14 protein-coding genes are annotated in these 19,414 nt (G+C 71.1%); 12 read left to right on the top strand and 2 right to left on the bottom strand.

All coding sequences use genetic code 11. From position 1 onward, the window contains the following. Positions 1 to 157 precede the first annotated feature (157 nt). From VAB18032_RS08355 to VAB18032_RS08305, 11 genes are all read left to right on the top strand, one after another. The gene (locus tag VAB18032_RS08355; protein ID WP_013732363.1) at positions 158 to 1,924 is read left to right on the top strand and encodes an ATP-binding protein; all 1,767 of its coding nucleotides are present in this window, start codon (positions 158 to 160) and stop codon (positions 1,922 to 1,924) included. A 20-nt stretch (positions 1,925 to 1,944) separates the two neighbouring features. Next, complete coding sequence (locus tag VAB18032_RS08350; RefSeq protein ID WP_013732362.1) at positions 1,945 to 3,093, top strand: exonuclease SbcCD subunit D; 1,149 nt, start codon at positions 1,945 to 1,947, stop codon at positions 3,091 to 3,093. Continuing rightward, positions 3,093 to 5,567 carry an AAA family ATPase gene (locus tag VAB18032_RS08345; RefSeq protein WP_013732361.1) on the top strand — a complete coding sequence of 825 codons (2,475 nt, stop codon included), beginning with the start codon at positions 3,093 to 3,095 and terminating at the stop codon, positions 5,565 to 5,567. Before VAB18032_RS08350 ends, VAB18032_RS08345 begins: the two co-directional genes overlap by 1 nt. Before the next feature lie 7 nt (positions 5,568 to 5,574). Next, the gene (locus VAB18032_RS08340; RefSeq protein WP_013732360.1) at positions 5,575 to 6,528 is read left to right on the top strand and encodes a hypothetical protein; all 954 of its coding nucleotides are present in this window, start codon (positions 5,575 to 5,577) and stop codon (positions 6,526 to 6,528) included. Continuing rightward, a complete protein-coding gene (locus tag VAB18032_RS08335; protein ID WP_013732359.1) occupies positions 6,528 to 7,385 on the top strand; it encodes a spermidine synthase in 858 nt (285 codons plus the stop codon). Before VAB18032_RS08340 ends, VAB18032_RS08335 begins: the two co-directional genes overlap by 1 nt. 83 nt (positions 7,386 to 7,468) lie before the next feature. Continuing rightward, positions 7,469 to 8,161 (top strand): sigma-70 family RNA polymerase sigma factor, encoded by a 693-nt coding sequence (locus tag VAB18032_RS08330; RefSeq protein WP_013732358.1) that lies wholly within the window; start codon positions 7,469 to 7,471, stop codon positions 8,159 to 8,161. Beyond that, positions 8,158 to 8,934: an anti-sigma factor gene (locus VAB18032_RS08325; protein WP_043720100.1), complete on the top strand. Its 777-nt coding sequence runs from the start codon at positions 8,158 to 8,160 to the stop codon at positions 8,932 to 8,934. Before VAB18032_RS08330 ends, VAB18032_RS08325 begins: the two co-directional genes overlap by 4 nt. 197 nt (positions 8,935 to 9,131) lie before the next feature. Next, entirely contained in the window at positions 9,132 to 9,818 is a 687-nt protein-coding gene (locus VAB18032_RS08320) for a COG4315 family predicted lipoprotein (RefSeq protein ID WP_043720096.1), read from the top strand. Between the two features lie 355 nt (positions 9,819 to 10,173). Next, on the top strand, positions 10,174 to 11,982 hold the full coding sequence (locus VAB18032_RS08315; protein WP_081476256.1) for a stealth family protein: 1,809 nt from the start codon (positions 10,174 to 10,176) through the stop codon (positions 11,980 to 11,982). Beyond that, positions 11,979 to 12,968, top strand: coding sequence for a hypothetical protein (locus VAB18032_RS08310; protein ID WP_013732353.1), 990 nt, complete (start codon positions 11,979 to 11,981; stop codon positions 12,966 to 12,968). Before VAB18032_RS08315 ends, VAB18032_RS08310 begins: the two co-directional genes overlap by 4 nt. Then, on the top strand, positions 12,965 to 15,811 hold the full coding sequence (locus VAB18032_RS08305) for a stealth conserved region 3 domain-containing protein (protein WP_013732352.1): 2,847 nt from the start codon (positions 12,965 to 12,967) through the stop codon (positions 15,809 to 15,811). The genes VAB18032_RS08310 and VAB18032_RS08305 overlap by 4 nt, the downstream gene beginning before the upstream one ends. 66 nt (positions 15,812 to 15,877) lie before the next feature. On the opposite strand, the gene VAB18032_RS08300 is transcribed toward VAB18032_RS08305, so the two are convergent. Continuing rightward, positions 15,878 to 17,677 (bottom strand): stealth family protein, encoded by a 1,800-nt coding sequence (locus VAB18032_RS08300; protein WP_013732351.1) that lies wholly within the window; start codon positions 17,675 to 17,677, stop codon positions 15,878 to 15,880. A gap of 459 nt (positions 17,678 to 18,136) precedes the next feature. Here VAB18032_RS08300 and VAB18032_RS08295 point away from each other — a divergent pair, with 459 nt between their 5' ends. Beyond that, entirely contained in the window at positions 18,137 to 19,054 is a 918-nt protein-coding gene (locus VAB18032_RS08295) for a DNA-3-methyladenine glycosylase family protein (protein ID WP_013732350.1), read from the top strand. A gap of 52 nt (positions 19,055 to 19,106) precedes the next feature. Here VAB18032_RS08295 and VAB18032_RS08290 read toward each other — a convergent pair whose 3' ends face one another. Next, a complete protein-coding gene (locus VAB18032_RS08290) occupies positions 19,107 to 19,319 on the bottom strand; it encodes a hypothetical protein (protein WP_013732349.1) in 213 nt (70 codons plus the stop codon). Between the last annotated feature and the right edge of the window lie 95 nt (positions 19,320 to 19,414).

Raw genomic sequence — 19,414 nt, 5'->3', positions numbered from 1 at the left:
GGGGTGCCGTCGCGCTGCGCGGTCGAGGCCGGAGTCTCGACGTGGCCTCCGCCGCGTCGCGTGGCGGTGTGTCGTACTCCTCCGGCAGGATGCAGGGCGTGCGTGCCGACCGCGATGACCGCCCGGTACGCGATAACCGCCGAGGAGGAGCCACCCGATGACTGACCCGGGGTTCGACGTCACGGGCGAGGGCGCGGGTGAAGGTGTCGGCCGGGTGCTCGGCACCGCCGACGCCACTCCCCTGCAGTTCTGGACGGCCGTCGCCCCCGGCAGCTATCTGCAGCTCGACGACGTGGTGGTGACCCGCCGGGAGTTGCCCGACCGGGAGCCGGTGACCATCGCCGGGGTGGTCACCCAGGTCCGGGCGCGGCACGAGGGCGCCCAGTTCGACTCCGACGTGTTCGCCATCGCCGACGGCACCCTGCCCGCCCAGGTGCAGGAGGCCGCCGAGATCACCACCACCCGGGTCGACCCGGAGTTCTACGTGCCGCCGCAGCCCGGCGCGGTGGTGCACCGGGCCGAGGGCGACGCCCGGGCGCGGGCGCTGCACTTCGACCGGATGGAGCGCCGCATCCCGATGGGCACCGGCCGCGACGGGGTGCCGGTCTACCTCAACGCCGACTTCCTGGACGGCACCCGGGGCGCCCACGTGTCGATCTCCGGCATCTCCGGGGTGGCCACCAAGACCAGCTTCGCCACCTTCCTGCTCTACTCGGTGTTCCGCTCCGGGCAGTTGGGCGGTGACGCGGTAAACGCCAAGGCGCTGATCTTCAACGTGAAGGGCGAGGACCTGCTCTTCCTCGACCACCCGAACAATCGGCTCGACGACGCCACCCGGGCCGCGTACGCCCGGCTCGGCCTGGTCGCCGACGCCTTCGGTGACGTACGGGTGTACGCCCCGCCGAGGGTCGGCGACTCCTCCGGCACACCCGACGTGAGCAGCCGGCTCACCGGGGTCGACAGCTTCTACTGGACGCTGTCGGAGTTCTGCGCCGACCGGCTCCTGCCGTACGTCTTCGCCGACGCCGACGACGAACGCCAGCAGTACACGATGGTGGTCCACTCGGTCGCCGCCCACCTGGCCCGCTATGCCCAGCCGGCCGACGGTGGGGTGAGCCTCGACGGGGTGCGCCTGGGCAGCTACGGCGACCTGGTCGACCACATCGTCGAGCAGCTCAGCGACGACGAGACCCGCGGCGAGTGGGCCGGCAGCGCGGTCGGCCTGGGCACGGTCAACGCCTTCGCCCGGCGGTTGATCGGCAGCAAGAAGGACCTGTCCCGGTTGATCCGGGGTGACCTGGCCACCCGCCGCCCGCACTCGATCAACACCGCGGAGAGCGCCCAGGTCACCGTGGTCGACCTGCACAACCTGCCCGACCGCGCGCAACGGTTCGTGGTGGGTGTGACGCTCAAGAGCGAGTTCGAGCGCAAGGAGAAGGCCGGCACCGCCAAGCCACTGCTGTTCGTGGTGCTCGACGAGCTGAACAAGTACGCCCCCCGGGAGGGCTCCTCCCCGATCAAGGAGGTGCTGCTCGACATCGCCGAGCGGGGCCGCTCGCTCGGGGTGATCCTCATCGGGGCCCAGCAGACCGCCAGCGAGGTGGAACGCCGCATCGTCACCAACTCGGCGATCCGGGTGGTGGGCCGGCTCGACCCGGCCGAGGCGTCCCGTCCCGAGTACGGCTTCCTCCCGCCGGCCCAGCGGCAACGCGCGTTGCTGGCCAAGCCGGGCACGATGTTCGTCAACCAGCCGGACATCCCGGTCCCGCTCTGCCTGGAGTTCCCCTTCCCGGCCTGGGCGACCCGGGTCTCCGAGGCCGGGGCCGCACCGTCGCAGACGCTGCGCTCGATCACCCAGTCCGCCGACCCGTTCGCCGTGGTCGGCTCCGGCGGCGGCAGCGTCGACGACGACATCCCGTTCTAGGCACAGGGAAGGCGGACCCAGTGAAGATCCTGCACACCTCCGACTGGCACGTGGGCAAGGTCCTCAAGGGGCAGTCGCGGGCCGAGGAGCACAAGAACGTGCTGGCCGGGGTCATCGACATCGCCCGGCAGGAACGGCCGGACCTGGTCGTCATCGCCGGTGACCTCTACGACACCGCCGCGCCGACGGCGGAGGCGACCCGGCTGGTCACCCGGGCGTTGACCGCGCTGCGGCGTACCGGCGCGGACGTGGTGGCCATCGGCGGCAACCACGACAACGGCCCGGCGCTGGACGCGCTGCGTCCCTGGGCCGAGGCCGCCGGCATCACCCTGCGCGGCGCGGTCCGCGAGGATCCGGCCGAGCACGTCATCGACGGCACCACCGCCGGCGGGGAACGCTGGCAGCTGGCCGCCCTGCCGTTCCTGTCCCAGCGGTACGCGATCCGCGCGGTGGAGATGTACGAGCTCACCGCCGCGGAGACCACCCAGACCTACGCCGACCACCTGGGCCGCATCCTGGCCCGGCTGACCGAGGGCTTCACCGAGCCGGACCGCGTCCACCTGGTCACCGCGCACCTGACCGTGGTCGGGGCGGCCACCGGCGGCGGTGAACGTGACGCGCACACGGTGATGGGGTACGCGGTACCCGCCACGGTCTTCCCCGGCACCGCGCACTACGTCGCGCTCGGGCATCTGCACCGCGCCCAGCGGGTGCAGGGACCGTGCCCGATCCGCTACAGCGGGGCACCCCTTGCGGTGGACTTCGGCGAGCAGGAGAACGTCCCGTCGGTGACAGTGGTCGAGGTCAGCGCGACCACCGCGGCGCAGGTGCGGGAGGTGCCGGTGACGGCGGCCACGGCGCTGCACACCGTACGCGGCACGCTGGCGCAGCTCGCCGGGATCACCGCACCGGAGGGTTGGCTGCGGGTGTACGTGCGCGAGCAGCCTCGCGCCGGGCTGCGCGAGGAGGTGCAGGAGTTGTTCCCCCGGGCGCTGGAGATCCGCATCGACCCGGAGCTGGTGCCGGCGCCGGGCAGCGGCACCCGGGTCGCCCAACGATCCGGGCGTTCTCCCCGGCAGCTTTTCGCCGACTACCTGGACAGTCGGGGGCACGCCGACGACGGCGTCCGGGACCTCTTCGACGAGCTGCTCGAGGAGGTCGAGCACTGATGCGGCCGATGCGACTGGACCTGGCCGGTTTCACCGTGTTCCGCGACGAGACCACCATCGACTTCACCGACGCGGACTTCTTCGCCCTGGTCGGGCCGACCGGTTCCGGCAAGTCGACGGTGCTCGACGCGATCTGCTTCGCCCTCTACGGCACGGTGCCCCGCTGGGGTGGCACGCGCGGGCTGGGTAACGCGCTGGCCCCGTCGGCGACGGAGGCCCGGGTGCGACTGGTCTTCGAGTCGGCCGGGGCCCGGTACGTGGCGACCCGGGTGGTGCGCCGGGACGGCCGCGGCAACGTGAAGACCGCCAACGCCGGGTTGCAGTTGATGCCGGACGGCTTCGACGTCACCAAGCTGGACACCGGGCTGAGCCCGGAGGATCTCGGCGAGGTGGTCGCCGGCACCCCGGGCGAGATGGACGAGGCGGTGCTGGCGGCGGTCGGCCTGCCGTACGAGCAGTTCACCAGTTGCGTGGTGCTGCCGCAGGGGCAGTTCGCCGACTTCCTGCACGCCCGGCCGGCCACCCGGCAGCAGATCCTGGTCAACCTGCTCGGCCTCGGCGTCTACGAGCAGGTGCAGCAGCGGGCCACCGGGCGTGCCGCGCAGGCCGAGGCGAAGCTGGAGGCCGTCGACCAGTTGCTCGCCGGGCTCGCCGACACCGACGACGCCACCCTGGAACGGGCCACCGAGCAGGTCGAGCGGATGACCGAGCTGGCCACCGCGGTCACTGCCGCCGTACCGGAGCTGGAGACGGCGCGGGCGACGGCGCGCGAGGTGATGCAGGCGCTGGCCGCCCTCGACGCCGAGTTGTCCGTGCTGGACGCGGTCCGGGCGCCGGACGGCACGGCCGAACTGACGCAGGCGGTGGCCGCCGCCCGTGCGGCGGCCGACGCCGCGGTCGACGCGGTGTCGCTGGCCGAGGAGCGCGAGGAGAAGCTGCGCGGCGAGTTGACCGCCCTCGGCGACGAGAGCACCCTGCGACTGCAGCTGCGCTCCTACGCCGAGCGGGAGCAGTTGGCCGGTCAGGCCGACGCGCTGCGCGCGGCGGTGCAGGCCGCCGGCGCCGAACACGACGCGGCCGTGGCGGCGCTGGCGCAGGCGACCGCGGCGGCCGAGCGGGCCGAGGCGGAGCTGGCGGCGGCGTTCCAGGCCCACGAGGAGGCCAAGACCGCCGACCAGGCGGCGGCGCTGCGGGCGCACCTGAGCGACGGGGACGCCTGCCCGGTGTGCGAGCAGGTGGTGGCCCGGGTACCAGCGGTGCCGGCCGGGTCGGCGGTGGCCCGCGCGGTGGCCGCCGGCAAGTCGGCGCGGGCGGCCAGCGAGGCCGCGAAACGACTGGTGGTCGAACGCGACGCGGCCGCGCGGGACCTGGATCGGGTGCTGGTGCGTACCCGCGCCGAACACGACGGGATACAGGCCCGACTGTCCGCATTGGACGAACTGCTCGCCGACGCGGCGAGTGCGCAGACGCTGCGCGAGCGGCTCGACGAACACACCCGGCTGCGGGCGGCCCTGGACGAGGCGGCCACGGCGGTAAGGGCCGGTCGGGACGCCGCGCGCCGGGCGCGGGGCACGGTGGATGCCGCGCAGGAACGGCTGCGTACGGCGTGGCGGCACTTCGACGGCACCCGCGACGGGTTGGCCCGCTTCGGTCCGCCGGCCGCTGACCGGGACGACCTGGCCGCCGCCTGGGCCACCCTCGCCGAGTGGGCGCAGGAGCAGGCACGACAGCGCCGGTCGCAGCGCGACGGCCTGGCGACGTCGGTGGCCGACGCGGAGGCGGCGACCCGCGCGGTGGCCGCCCGCATCGACGGTATCTTCGCCGACGCCGGGTTGCCGGCCCCCGACGATCCGGTGCGCGCCGCCACCGTCGCCGTGGAGCGGGCCGAGGCCGAACTACGCCGGCTGGTCGAGCGCCGTGAGCAGGCCGCCGAGCTGCGTGAGCAGCGCGCCGAGCACGAGCGGCAGGCCCAGGTCGCCCGGGCGTTGGCCGGGCACCTGCGGGCCAACAACTTCGAGCGGTGGCTGCTGGCCGAAGCCCTGGACCTGCTTGTCGACGGGGCGTCGGGGATCCTGCGGGAGCTTTCCGGCGGTCAGTACGACCTGATCCACGACAAGGGCGAGTTCTTCGTCGTCGACCACCACGACGCCGGTCTGCGTCGCGGGGTGCGGACGTTGTCGGGCGGTGAGACGTTTCAGGCGTCGCTGGCGTTGGCGCTGGCGTTGTCCGAGCAGTTGGCCGGGCTCTCCACCACGGCGGCCAGCCTGGAGTCGATCGTGCTCGACGAGGGCTTCGGCACTCTCGACGCGGCCACCCTCGACACCGTCGCGGCCACCCTGGAGAACCTGGCCGCCCGGGGGGACCGGATGGTCGGGGTGGTCACCCACGTGCCGGCGCTGGCCGAGCGGATCCCGGTCCGCTTCGAGGTACGCAAGGACGCCCGCTCGGCCCGCGTCGAACGCACCGGCCGGTGAGGCTCTCATGACGCGGTTCTTCGTCGACAGTTGGGATCCCGCCTACGGGGCCTCGTTCGAGGCGTCGGCAGCGGGGCCGGCCGCGCCGAGCAGCGCCCAGGTCGACGCCGACGCCGAGTTGCCCGCGCTGGACTGGCGGGCCATCGGCCCCCGCCCGGGGGTGCGGGCCCCGGACGTGGTGCTGCTTGTCGACGGGGTACGCCGGATCGACGCCAGCGTCTGGACGGCCGAGGAGGACGGCACCTCCTTCCCCGGCCTGGCCGCCTCGTACGCCGCCGGGGTGGTGCGGTGCGATCTGGAGCGTGGGGCGGCACACCTGGCCGGGGCCAAGGTGGGCCGGGGACTGTTCACCGCCAGCCCGTCGGCGGGCGACGTGGTGGCCGGCACCGTCCGCTACCCGGTGCACCGGGTCAGTGGCACCGGCGAGTTGGCGAAGTTGCCGGCTGCGGTGCAGGGGCCGCTGACCGCGCTGGAGGTGGAGGTCTCCGACGCCGCGCGTACCGATGACGACCTGCTGGTGGTGGACGGGCCGTTGCGCAACCGGCGGCAGTTGCCGCGCACCCTCGGCTACATCAAGACCCAGCACAGCCAGTATCTCGACGCCCGGCTCACCGCCGTCGTCACCGGGCTGGCGCCGGGACACCGGTCGCCGGTGTTCCGGCTCGGCACCGCCTGGGGTGGCTGGTCGTGGTACCTGCGGCTGCCGGTGTCCGCCGGGGCGCCCTGGGCCGGCATCGTCCGGATGGAATGCTCCGCCGACCTGGAGATCACCGAGGCGGTACGGCTGGCGGATCTGTCGCTTGTCACGTTGCCCCGGTTCGCCTCCAGTCCGTACAAGGATCCCCGGGCCCCACAGAATCTGGTGCCGATCGCCGGCCTGGAGCGGCTGCTGCGGTCCCGGTTGGGTGATGCCCGGCTGCTGCACCGTGCGCTGACCGCCGCCGCCCGGACCAACCGCTGATGGGCCGCCGCCGCGACACCGAGCGGGTCACCGAACAGGTCGACACCGGGCTCGCCGAACTGACCCCGGATCCGGACCGCCCCGGCTCGTGGACGCTCATGCTGGACGGCGCACCACAGTCGCATGTGGATCTGAACGACCCGACCCACCTGGAGTTCGAGTACGTCCGGCGGCTGGCCGCCGCGTTCGACCTGATCGCACCCGCCGGTGCCCCGTTGCGGGTGCTGCACCTGGGCGGCGGGGCGTTGACGCTGCCCCGCTACGTCGCCGCCACCCGGCCCGGCTCCGCCCAGCGGGTGGTCGAAGTGGACGCCGCCCTGGTCGACCTGGTCCGGCGGGCCCTGCCGTGGCGGGCCGATGCCCGTTTGAAGGTGCGGGTCGACGATGCCCGCGCGGCGTTGACCGGCACCCGGGACGACAGTTACGACGTGGTGGTCGCCGACGTGTTCGCCGGTGCCCGCACCCCGGCCCGACTGACCTCGGTCCAGTACGCCGCCGAGGTGGCCCGGGTGCTGCGCCCGGGCGGCTGGTACCTGGCCAATCTCGCCGACGGCCCGCCGCTGCGCTACGCCCGGGGGCAGGTCGCCACCGTCCGTACCGTGCTGCCTCGGGGTTGTCTGGTCGCCGACGCCGCGGTGCTGCGCGGCCGCCGTTACGGCAATCTGGTGCTGGTCGCCGGTCGACAGGAGCCACCGGTGGCGGAGTTGACCCGGCGGGCCGCCGGTGACTGGTTTCCCGGCCGGGTCCTCGCCGGAGCCGACCTCGACCACTTCGTCGGGGGTGCTGCCGTGGTCCACGACGAGCAGGCCACCGACTCCACGCCACCGCCGTCGGGAATTTTTTCCGTCCGACGTTGATCTGTTCGGCAGGGCCGTGCGTATCCATCGGCAGCCATGCCCGTGGGGGGACGGCTTTCTGTCCATGGACAACGGAGGTCTGCATGCACACACTGGCGGCCGGTTGGCACGGCGAGCGGGTGCGGGTGGACTGGATGTCGGCCCGGTCCCAGTCGCGGCCGACCACGACCACCAACGGGGTCGACTCGCGTGCGGTGTCTCGCCAGAATAGCCCGGTGACGCCGCGACCCGCCCCTGGCCGCCACCAGGCGACGACCACCGAGGCCGCCCACTCCGACCAGTTGATCCGCACCCTGTACGCGGAACACGCCGGTCCGTTGCTGATGTTCGTGATGCGGCTGACCGGCGGTGACCGGCAGCGGGCGGAGGACATCGTCCAGGAGACGCTGCTGCGTGCCTGGCGCAACGCCCACCGGCTGGGCACGCAGGGGCAGGGGTCGCTGCGCCCCTGGCTGGTGACGGTGGCCCGGCGCATCGCCATCGACGAGCATCGCAGTGAACAGGCCCGGCCGGCCGAGACGTACGACCGGGATCTGACCGCGTTCGCCGAGTCGGACAACACCGACCGGGTGCTGCGTTCGATGACGGTGGCCGATGCACTACGAACGTTGAGCCAGTCGCACCGGGAGATCCTGGTCGCGACCTACTTCCGAGGACGTACGGTGCCAGAGGCGGCCGAGGAACTTGGGCTGCCGCTGGGCACCGCCAAGTCACGGGTCTACTACGCGCTGCGCGCCCTGCGCACAGCCTTGCAGGAAAGGGGGGTGACGGAATGAGCCGGGTTGACCACATGGACGTCGCCGCGTACGCGCTCGGCGTGCTGGACGAACAGGACATGGAACGGTTCGAGGAACACCTCGCAACCTGCTGGGCGTGCGCCGCCGAGCTGGAGTCGATGGTGCCGGTGGTCGGGCTGCTCTCCGACATCGACGCGGAGTCGGTGACGGCGCTGGAGCAGACCCACACGAATCCGGTCCTGCTGGACCGGACGCTGGTGGCGATGCGTACGCACCGCCGCCGGGCACGGTTCCGGCAGATCCTGGCGACCGCCGCCGCGGTGGTGGTCTTCGGCGGGATCACCGGGGTGGTGTTCAGCAACCTGGCCGACAGCGGCACCGCGCCGCAGATCGCCGGGCCGACCAGCGGCCCGGTGCAGGTGCCGAACACCGGCTCGGGTGACCCGGGTGATCCGGGGGTCGGCGGTAACGCGCAGGAGGGCAGGAAGGTCAACGTCACCGACCCGACCACCGGGGTCACGGCGACCTTCTTCCTCGCCTCGAAGGATTTCGGCACCAACATCGCCTTCACGCTGGGTCGGCTGCCCGGTCCCCGGGAGTGCCGGCTGGTGGTGGTGCGCGAGGATGCCAGCACCGAGGTCATCTCCACCTGGTCGGTGCCGCAGGGCGGCTACGGCACCAACAGCAACCCGCAACAGCTGAGCCTGGCCGCCGCCACCTCGTCCAAGTTGGACGCGGTGAAGCACTTCCAGGTGCAGGAGGTCGACGGCAAGGGTGCGGGCAAGCCGCTGGTGACGGTGCCCGCCAACTGACCACCGCAGCGCAGCAGGGCCCGCCTCGGTCGAGGCGGGCCCTTGCTCGTCTGCGCCGGCGGAGGTACGCCCACACACGGACAGCTGTCGATTCCGGTTCAATCATCCGGGTGTGAAATGAGCCACCCTTCCGCCTTCAACCTTGACAGCCTCGTTTCCCGTACTTCCCGGTGACTTGTCAAGTATGAGGAGGGCACGTGGCAAAGATGAAGCGCACCGTCGTTGTCGCGAGCGCCATGGTCGCACTTACGGCCTGCGCGCCCGCGGGCTACAACGGAGCAGACCCCGGCGTGGCGGAACCGGTCGCTGTCGCCGCGGCCGACTCCACGGCCACCCCGGACCCGGAGAGCAGTGCGGATCCCGAGGCCAGCGCCGAACCGGGCGCCTCGGCGTCGCCGGGAGCGGAGCCTGAAGCCGACGCCCCGCTGCCCGACGGTGTCGAGTTGACCGAGAGCCTGACCGGCAAGAAGTTCCCCCGGATGGGCAGCGCGGTCGTCAACCAGGACGGCTTCCTGCTGTACCGCTTCGACCGCGACAGCAACGACCCGCCCGCCACCAACTGCGAGGACCAGTGCGCCGAGGTGTGGCCGCCGGCGCTGACCGACGGCAACCCGAAGCTCAAGGGCGTCTCCGACGACGCGGTCGGCACCATCACCCGCCCCGACGGCACCCGCCAGATCACCCTGGACGGCTGGCCGCTCTACACCTACATCGGTGACAAGAAGCCGGGCCAGTGGAAGGGCCAGGGCGTCGGTGGCACCTGGTTCGTGGTCAACCCCGACGGCAGCAAGAACCTGGAGTGCCTGCCCAAGGGCACCCCGAAGGCGGTCGAGCCGCCATCGAAGACCAAGTCCGACAGTTCCGACTCGGACTACGACTACTGATCCTGTCAGTCGGATGGCCGGCCGCAGCCCGTCGGGGCGCGGCCGGCCATCGTCGTCTGTCGGTGAGCCGAATCGACCGGGCACGGTTATGCGAAAGAAGACGAACAGTTGATGGCCGGTGACCGAACGGCAAGTATCCACACGAACCGGCTGACTGGTACATTGCCACACGTCGCGCGCCGGGGCGTCCGGCCACGGTGCGCCGAGCCTGACGCCCATCGCGGTGAGTCGACAACTTATCGGGGGCTCCCGGCCTGGCCCGGGGCGACGACACATGGGATCTCGGCTTGTCTGCTGACCTTCTCTGGCATCGCGTTCCGCGTAGTTCGGCCACCGTCGAAGCGAGGCGATGACGATGGCATTACGCATCCACCGGGTAGTACCGAAGCGTTATCGACTCCGGATCGTCCAAGCCCTTCCGCCGCAACGGCAGCTCTGGCTCGTACGCCGGCTGACCCGGCTGGCGCCACGTCAGACCCACACCCCCGTCGGTCGAGTGCACCAGGTCCGCGACGGCGGTCGTCGAGTAGCAGCCGAGGTGGTCGAGCAGGCCACGCCGCTCGCACTCTGGCAGCGCAACCTCGACCTCGTGACCCAGACCCTGGACAAGGCGGGGATCGACTACTTCTGCGTCCGTCACGCCGACGACCTGCGCAGCGCGGTCGCCGTACCCCTTGCGCGCAAGGGCGAGACGCTCCGGGTGCTGCAGGAGCTGGCCGGGCAGCCGCAGGTCACGGTGAGCGTGGTCAACGCACAGGGTAAGCAGGTCAGCGCGAGCGAGCAGGGCGCCATCGTGCAGGTCTTCCACTGCGTGTCGGACCCGGGCAGCACCACGATCATCGGCAGTCGCTTCGCCTCCGAGGTCGAGTTCTGGCAGCTCGTGACGCCGAGCGACCGGCCGACCGCGGAGATCGTCGCACCGCGCGGCAACCAGGTGGCCGCATCCCTGCCCGCGCAGGGCGAGCCGGTCACCGTACCGGCCTCCCGACTGACCCGCTTCGCCCCCGAACGTGGCGAGCCGGGCCGATACCGCAGCCGGGCGGAATTCGCAGGTCTGGGCCACGAGCACGTCACCTTCCCGATCGATGCCGTCTACACCTGGGTCGACGGCAACGACACCGACTGGCTGGAGCGCAAGAACCGGGCGCTGCGGCAACAGGCGGGAGCCGAGATCAACGAGGTCGCCCTCGACCCGTCCCGATACGTCAGCCGGGATGAACTGCGCTACTCGTTGCGCTCCCTGGTGGGCTTCCTGCCCTGGATCCGGATGATCTATCTCGTCACGGACGATCAGATTCCACCGTGGCTGGACGTCGACCATCCCATGATCAAGGTGGTCCGGCACCGCGACATCTTCCGGGACACCGGCCAGTTGCCCACCTTCAATTCACACGCCATCGAGTCCCGGTTGCACCGCATCGAGGGTCTCAGCGAGCACTTCATCTACGTCAACGACGACATGTTCTTCGGGCGGCCGCTGTTGCCGACCAAGTTCTTCCACGCCAACGGGATCGCCAAGTTCTTCCCCTCGCCGGCTCAACTCGACGTCGGCCCGGCGACGATCCACGACGCTCCGGTCACCGCCGCCGGGAAGAACAATCGGCGGCACATCCAGGATCGGTTCGGACGCACGATCACGCAGAAGATGCGCCATGTGCCGTACGCCCTGCGCAAGAGCGTGCTGGAAGACATCGAGCGACAGCTCACCGACGAGGTGCTGGGTACCGCCGACCATCAGTTCCGGCACCCGGCCGACCTGTCGATCCCGTCGTCCCTGCAGCACTACTGGTCGTACTTCTCCGGCAAGGCGACACCCGCGACCATCGCCTACACCTACGCCGACCTGGCCCATCCCGCCACGCCTGTGCAGTTGGCACGGCTCCTCGCCCGGCGTGATCGGGACGCCTTCTGCCTGAACGACACCGAGTCGGCCGAGGTCTCCATTCCCGAACAGCACGCGATGCTCACCGAGTTCCTCACGGCGTACTTCCCGTTCCGCGCCCCGTTCGAGCTGCCCGCCGACGTCGAAGCGGAGCGGGCACGACACACCGCGACGGCGCTCGCCTCGGCGAGCCTGCCACGCCACGCCACGCCCGCCGCCGCCCGGCCGTCTCGCGACGGCCAGGTCGACGGCGCGATCGGCGACCGTGAGCCGGTCGGATGAGCCCGAGCGAACGTCGCCGGCCGGCACAGCCTCCACTGCGACTGCTCCAGGTGGTGTACGGCGCCCGACGGCGAGCCGGTCTGGTCGCGGATCGTCTCGCCCGCCGCACCAACCAGCTGCGCCGGGATCCCGTCGCCGATCTGCCCGAGGTCGACTGCGACTTCTTCGCGGTACTCGACGGACGTACGCTGCACCTGCACGCGCTGCTGCCCAGTGCCGCGGTACCCGCTCCGAGCCGGGCCACCCTGATCTTCCTCCAGGGTGCGCAGGTCGTGGAGTGCCCGGCAACGGTCGAGGCGGAAGGCGACGCCTTCGGGGTACGGGTGCAGGCCGCCTTCGGGACGGGCAACGACGACATCTCGCTCGCCAAGGGTGTCTGGTCGCTGGCGCTCGCGGTGTCCGGCGAGGCCGGTGAGCAGCAGTTCGCGTTGCGCGCCGGCGAGTCGCCGGAGCACGACGGACCGACGGTGCCGGCACCGCCGCACCCGATCTCCGGCTGGCGGTACGAACCCGGCCTCGGCCCGCACGGGCTGGCCCAACTCACGGTCGCGGGGGCCAAGGCCCGTGCCGAGGTGATCCAGCTGGCAACGGGACGCACCGAGGCGCGAATCCAGGCTCGCCTGCTCGGCGTCCGCTCGCTGGAGGACCCGGTCGTGGTCTTCACCCCGCGCGCCGGTGGCGCAGACCTGGTCATCCCGATCGACCCGGTCGACGGCCGGTTCGAGTTCGTCGTGCCCCTGGCCGAGCTGGCCTCCGGTCCGCCGGGCACCGAGGTGATCTGGGAGGCATGGGTACGCACCTCCCCCACGCGCATGATTCGTCTCGGCCGGTTCCTCCACGACCTGCGTGATCCGCGCACGGTCCTGCGGGTCAGCCGGTCCACCGTGGTGGTCGGCGACCGGCACTTCGTGGGATACCGGCCGTACTACACCAAGGCCGGCAATCTTGCCGTTGCCTGTCTGCACTTCACGGGGGCACCGACATGAAGATCACCTTCCTGCTCAACACAGCCGACGCCCTTGGCGGAACCGAACGGGCCATCCTGACCCAGGCCGACTACCTGGCACGACGACACGACGTCGAAGTGATAAGCGTCTTCCGCACCAGCGACACCAGCTTCTTCGCCATCGACGAGCGGGTACGCCGCCGTTACCTGGTCGACCTGACCGGGCCCACTCCCCGCCCTCACCGGGCCACCTCGGTCGACGACGCCAGCTACGTGGCGTTGGCGAACAGCGCCAGCCGACTGATCCCGAAGCCCTGGGAGAGGCAGTTCAACCGACTGGCCGACCTGGAGGTCGAGCGGGCGCTGCGCTCGCTCGACACCGACGTGCTGGTCTCGTCGTCACCCGCCCTGATGTCGCTGGCGACCACGCTGGCGCCCCCGGGGGTGGTGACCGTGCACCAGGAACACCGGCCCTCGCAGCTACGTGGCGGGACGGGCCAGCCGCTGTTCCAGATGTCCCCCCGGTTGGACGCCCTCGTCGTGCTGACCGACCGGACACGGGACTGGTTCGTCGACACCTTCGGCACGTCCTGCCCGCGGCTGGAAGTCATCCCCAACAGCATTCCGGACGGCTACCGACCCCGCTCCGACCTGCGCAACCCGGTCGTGGCCATCGCCGGGCGGATGGTGCCGGAGAAGCGGATCGACCATGCCATCCGCGCCTTCGGCAAGGTGGCCGCCGCCCATCCGGACTGGACCTTGCGGGTCTACGGCGACGGCCCGCTGCTGCCGGAGATGCGTCGCCTCGCCTCTGACCTCGGTCTGCACGACAACGTGCAGGTCCTCGGCGCGACCGACCGGATGACCGAGGAGTGGTCGAAGGCGAGCGTCGCCCTGCTCTCCTCGCGGGACGGCGAAGCGCTGCCGCTGGTGTTGCTGGAGGCGTTCGCCGCAGGTGTACCCGCGGTGAGCTACGACATCCAGACCGGCCCGGCCGAGATCATCACGCACGGCGTGGACGGTCTGCTGGTCAGCTCCGGCGACGAGGACCAGCTCGCCCAGGCGCTGATCCGGCTCGTCGCCGACGACGAATTGCGGCGTAGCTTCGGCGCGAACGCTCTCGTCGCTGCCGAGCGGTACCGCATCGGGCCGATCATGCAGCGGTGGGAGAACCTGTTCGCCGAACTCGTCGCCGAGCACGCCGGCACCGAACAGCTTCGCGCCGACCGGCTCGCGACCTGGCTGGCACGGGCGGGCGGGTCCGGCTTCGCGCCCGCTGCCCCCCGGCCCTCCCATGTCGCCACCGGCCCCGACCTGGAGTCGCTGGAGCAGCAGGTCGACGAGGCAGTACCCGGACTGGTGCGCAGCGGTGGACGGCTCAGTGTCGTGGCCGATGACCTGACGCCCGCCGATGCCGCGTACGCCAACTTCACCGCCGTGGTCGACGTGCTGGAGCGGTCCGGCATCCCGTACTGGGTCGCCCGCGATCCGGGCGTACGGCACCGGGTTGTCGTCGCGCTGGAGCAGCAGGAGGCGACGCTGTCGGCGTTGGCCGCCGCCTTCGCCAAGGCCCCGTACTACGTCGAGACCCTGACGACCGATGCCAAGGTGACCGGGGTGACGCTGGCAGCGTGCCTGGCCACCGAGCCGCGCGCAGCCGACGCGCGGGGACTGCGGGTGTTCCGACCGATCGTCTCCACGTCGCGGACCTTGCGTTACGGTCCCGCACTCGGCTGTGACGTGGAGTTCTGGGTGCCTTCAGCGGAGGGCGACGCACTGATCGCGACCCGCCGCACCCTGCTCGGCAACTCCGTGCCGGTGGCGGCGATGGCACCGGCAGTCCTCACCGTCCGGGATCGGCAGCACCCCACCATCGAGCCCTTCACCCAGCGACTCGTCTCCGAGGTGGACTTCCCCGTCGACGTGGTCTACACCTGGGTCGACGGGTCGGATCCGACCTGGGTGGCCGACAAGAACAGCCTCCTGGCGAGCCTGGGGCGGGCACCGGTCGAGGCGGCGGGGAGCACCGCCCGGTTCCGCGACCGCGAGGAGCTTCGCTACTCGTTGCGGTCCATCGACATGTACGCGCCCTGGGTACGCAACATCTACCTGGTCACCGCGGGGCAGAGCCCGTCCTGGCTGGACACCGACCATCCGCGGATCACCGTGGTGGACCACCGGGATCTCTTCGGCTCCCGAGGCGCGCTGCCGACGTTCAATTCGCACGCCATCGAATCGCAACTGCACCACATCGACGGCCTGGCCGAACACTTCCTCTACTTCAACGACGACTTCTTCCTGGGCCGCCCGGTCGGGCCGACACTGTTCTTCCGCAGCAACGGCCTGTCGCAGTTCTTCCTCTCCCCGACCTCCATTCCCATGCTGGAGGTCAGCGCGGACGACGACTTCAACTTCAGCGCGGCGAAGAACAACCGACGGCTCATCCGGCAGGCGTTCGACGCCACCCTCACCCACGGCCTCCTGCACGCGCCGTACGCGATGCGTCGGAGTGTGGCGTACGACCTGGACAAGGCCTTCGCCTGCGAGATCGACCGGACTGCGGCGAGCCGGCTACGTGACCACGCCGACGTCTCGGTCGCCTCCTCGTTGCACCACTACTACGGGTATCTCACCGGACGTTCGGTGCAGGGCGGCATCCGGGTCAGCTACGTCAACACGGGCGATCCGAGCGAGCACCCGCAGCTGACCCAGATCCTCATCACTAGAGGCTATGACGCGTTCTGCCTCAACGACACCCACCACGGTCAACTCGACGAGGCGGAGCAGAATCGCATCGTCGCCGGTTTCCTGGAGAGCTACTTCCCGGTGGCCAGCCAGTTCGAGCGAGGCAGTAGGCGCAACCGCGCGCACCGGTACGCGTAGCGGGGCCGTACCGACAGATCGGCCAGTTGCCCCGGGCCTTCCGCCCGGGGCAACTGGCCGATCTGGTCAGGAAACCTGAAAATCGCCCAACGAGCTGCGTCTGCTGTTGGGCAGGGTCGGTGCGTCGACCTGTGGAGCCTGACGCGTACCCGGGACGGGCCGCTGCGCATCGCGCCACAGGGCGCTGGCGCCGAGGTTGCGGCGCTCGGCCACCTCGTCGTCGGGCAGTTCGAACGGTGCGGGGAACGGCAGGTAGCGGGGCAGGAAGTCGGCAAGCATCCGTTCCTGCTCCTCGAAGGCGCGCGGGTCCGAGTCGGTGTCGTTGAGGCAAAACACGTCGCGGTTACGGTGGGCCAGCAGCTCGGCCAGGCGCGCGGGCGTCGACGGGTGGCCGAGGTCGGCGTACTCGTACTCGATGTGGCCTGGGACGGCCTGAGCGGTCAGATAGGCCCAGTACTGGTGCAACGACGACGGGATCGACAGGTCTTCGTGGTGGCGGAACCGGTGCCGGGCCGTGGCGAGCACATCCGCCGGCAGCATCGCCTCGATCTGGTGCATGATGCTGCGCCGCAGGGCGAACGGGGTGTGCTTCATCTTCTGCGTGATGGTCACACCGAACTGGCGCTGGATGTGTCGACGGTTGTTCTTCCCGGCGGCGTTGACCGGCGGGTCGCTGGGTCTCGCCTCGCCGAGCCCGAACTGTGCCGGGGAGAGGAAGAACTTCGCGATCCCGTTGGCGTGGAAGAAGTGCGTCGGCAGCAGCGGCCGGCCCAGGAAGACGTCGTCGTTGAGGTAGAGGAAGTGCTCGGCCAGGCCCTCGATGCGGTGCAGCCGGGACTCGATGGCGTGCGAGTTGAACGACGACAGGCCACCGATGTCGGCGAACAGTTCGGCGTGCGAGACGACGGTGATCATCGGGTGGGTCGGGTCGAGCCAGCTCGGCAACTGGCTGTCGGTGACCACGAAGATCTTCCTCAGCCAGGGTGCGAAGCTGTGCAGCGAACGCATCGAGTACCGCAGCTCGTCCCGGTTGTGGTAGCGCGAGGTGTTGGCGGCGATCGCGTGCAGCGGACCGCCGGGCGTACCCATCGCCGCCTGCTTGCGCTCACGCCATTCCGGGTCCGAGCCGTCGACCCAGGTGTAGACCGCGTCGATCGGGAAGCCGACCCGGTCCGGTGCGCGTACGGCCAGGTCGCGACGGGTGCCGTAGGTGTGATCGTCGGCCTCGGGCACGAAGTGGCTGAGCAGCGCGGCGGCGACCCGTACCGGTTCGGCGCGGGCCGGGGCCTCGTCGATCACCGCGTTGTGCCGGGGTGCCCGGACCACGTCGCCGACCCGGGTCCACAGCTCGATCTCGCAGGCGAACTGCGCGCCCAGCACCACGCCCGCCCGGGCGTCCGTCACCGGGAACCACACCTGGATCACCTCGGTCGGTGCCCGGTCCGGCTGGTGGCGCTCGGGCCGTACCTCGACGATCCGCACCTGTGCGCCCGACAGTTCGGGCGCGGAGCGGACCAGCCGCCGTAGCGCGTCACGCTTGTCGTCCAAGACCGCCACCGTGCTCCGCAGGTAGTCGTCGTTGCGTACGCAGTGGTATTCGATGCCTGCGGACTCCAGGCTGGAGGTGACGGCGGTCAGGTTGCGGTGCCACATCTGCAGCGGCGTGGCCGCCGCGACGACCTCGGCCTCGCTGCGGACCCCGTCGTCGGAGACGGTCACCCGGGCGCCGACCGGGTGCACCGTCTCCCCGCCGCGAGGGCGGGTGAGGGTACGCACCATGGCGAGCCGCTGATGCTCGGGGAGCAGCCGGAGCAGGTGGCGCCGGACAGCAGGCGGAAGAAGGCGGTAGACGCGCAGCGCAATCATCAGATCGTCGAGGTCCGACGGGTCACCCTTCGGTGACCACGTCAGTGCTGAGGCCCGTGCGGCGGAACGACGGCCGTGGGCCGTCCTGGTTGAACAACCGCTACGGCAGTCATTCCGTTACCTCCTGCACAAGTCCCCGTGGTGCGCGGTCCCGGCCCTGTCGGTTGACCGGCGTCCGCCACCGGGCCATGCACCGGCGTCGTTGCAGGCCGGACGGATACCGCGCAGGTCGGACCATAACAGCGCAGTTGACTAACGAGATAGTGATCAAACCTTGCCATTACCGTCGTGTCGGATTGTGGCGCCAGCTACATCTGTATTTGCGGGTATTTGACCGAAGAATCCTGGCCATTCAGGTGGCCAGGAGGTGAACGTACGGTTCATTGGCACCGTCCGGGGACCCGAAACGTGCCAGGCCCCGCGCTGATCAGGCGTCCGCCGAGGTGGCACAGTGGGGTCGTGACCGGGACCGCGCCCACCGCGAGCCGGACGCTGCGCCCGCCACCCGACTACCGGCTGGTCGCATCGATCCGGCCAATCACCTTCAGCCCGTACGATCCCTGCGCACGAATCACCGGCGACACCCTCTGGTGGGCCGCTCGTACCCCGATCGGGCCCGCCACCCTGGCCCTGCAGAGCACCGGCGGGGAGCTGCGTGCCGACGGGTACGGGCCCGGCGCCGGCTGGATGGTCGAGCACGCCGACGCGATCGCCGGGCTGCACGACGACCTCACCGGCTTCGCCGACCTCGCCCGGTCGCACCCCGTGGTGGCCCGACTCGCGGCCCAGCACGCCGGCTTGCGGCTGCCCGCCACCGGGCTGGTCTTCCCCCGGGTGCTCCGGGCCGTCTTCGAACAGAAGGTCACCGGCAAGGAGGCATACCGGGCGTACGCGGCCACCGTCCGCCACTTCGCCGAGCCGGCGCCGGGACCTGTGTCGCTGCTCCTGCCCCCCGAGCCGGCAGCCGTGGCAGCCGCCCCCTACTGGGTCTTCCATCCGTTCGGTGTGGAGCAGCGCCGCGCCGAGACGCTGCGCCGCGCCGCCGCCGTCGCGGACCGCCTCGAACGCAGCGCGGACTCGTCAACGGCCACCCGTGCCCTGTTGTCGATCAACGGGATCGGCCCGTGGACAGCCGCCGAGGTCGTCCGGGTGGCGTACGGGGACGCGGACGCGGTAAGCGTCGGCGACTACCACGTACCGAACACGGTGGCCTGGGCCCTGGCCGGCGAGGCACGCGCCGACGACGCCCGGATGCTGGAGTTGCTGGAACCGTTCCGGGGGCATCGGGGCCGGGTCTGTCGGCTGCTGGAAGCCGCCGGCATCCATGCGCCGCGATTCGGCCCGCGGATGCCGATCCGTTCCTTCGCCCGCTACTGACCTGCGGTCCTGCTGACCTTCGGGCACTGCCGAGCGGCCGCCCGACAGGGTGTCACGCGGCCTCGTGCAGGTCGGCAAGATCCACCGGGCTCCACCGGCGCAACAGCGCCGCCAACTCGGCCACCGTGGCCACCTCGCCGAGCACGTTGTCGCCGCCGCCGAAGCGGCGGGGATAACGGTGGACCAGCCGGTAGACGTGCCGGCCCCGGATCAGCTCGACGCTGACCCGCCACCGTCCGCAGCACCCGCACACCCACTCCGACACCCCGCGAAAGTAGCTCTGACCTGCGGTTATGCGAATCTCCCAGGCGAGTGGTGACGACCCATCGACGGACACGCCGCCCACCGACCAGCCGTGAT

The organism is Micromonospora maris AB-18-032 (assembly GCF_000204155.1).
Taxonomy (GTDB): Bacteria; Actinomycetota; Actinomycetes; order Mycobacteriales; family Micromonosporaceae; genus Micromonospora; species Micromonospora gifhornensis.
Note: the sequence above shows the minus strand (reverse complement) of the source record. Positions and strands in the feature narration are given on the sequence as shown.

What these genes read in the sequence shown, in the direction of transcription:
- VAB18032_RS08345 (WP_013732361.1), top strand. Translation starts at nt 3,093, where the DNA reads ATGCGGCCGATGCGACTGGACCTGGCCGGTTTCACCGTGTTCCGCGAC.
- VAB18032_RS08335 (WP_013732359.1), top strand. Translation starts at nt 6,528, where the DNA reads ATGGGCCGCCGCCGCGACACCGAGCGGGTCACCGAACAGGTCGACACC.
- VAB18032_RS08325 (WP_043720100.1), top strand. Translation starts at nt 8,158, where the DNA reads ATGAGCCGGGTTGACCACATGGACGTCGCCGCGTACGCGCTCGGCGTG.
- VAB18032_RS08315 (WP_081476256.1), top strand. Translation starts at nt 10,174, where the DNA reads ATGGCATTACGCATCCACCGGGTAGTACCGAAGCGTTATCGACTCCGG.
- VAB18032_RS08300 (WP_013732351.1), bottom strand. Translation starts at nt 17,677, where the DNA reads ATGATTGCGCTGCGCGTCTACCGCCTTCTTCCGCCTGCTGTCCGGCGC.
- VAB18032_RS08340 (WP_013732360.1), top strand. Translation starts at nt 5,575, where the DNA reads ATGACGCGGTTCTTCGTCGACAGTTGGGATCCCGCCTACGGGGCCTCG.
- VAB18032_RS08330 (WP_013732358.1), top strand. Translation starts at nt 7,469, where the DNA reads ATGCACACACTGGCGGCCGGTTGGCACGGCGAGCGGGTGCGGGTGGAC.
- VAB18032_RS08310 (WP_013732353.1), top strand. Translation starts at nt 11,979, where the DNA reads ATGAGCCCGAGCGAACGTCGCCGGCCGGCACAGCCTCCACTGCGACTG.
- VAB18032_RS08355 (WP_013732363.1), top strand. Translation starts at nt 158, where the DNA reads ATGACTGACCCGGGGTTCGACGTCACGGGCGAGGGCGCGGGTGAAGGT.
- VAB18032_RS08305 (WP_013732352.1), top strand. Translation starts at nt 12,965, where the DNA reads ATGAAGATCACCTTCCTGCTCAACACAGCCGACGCCCTTGGCGGAACC.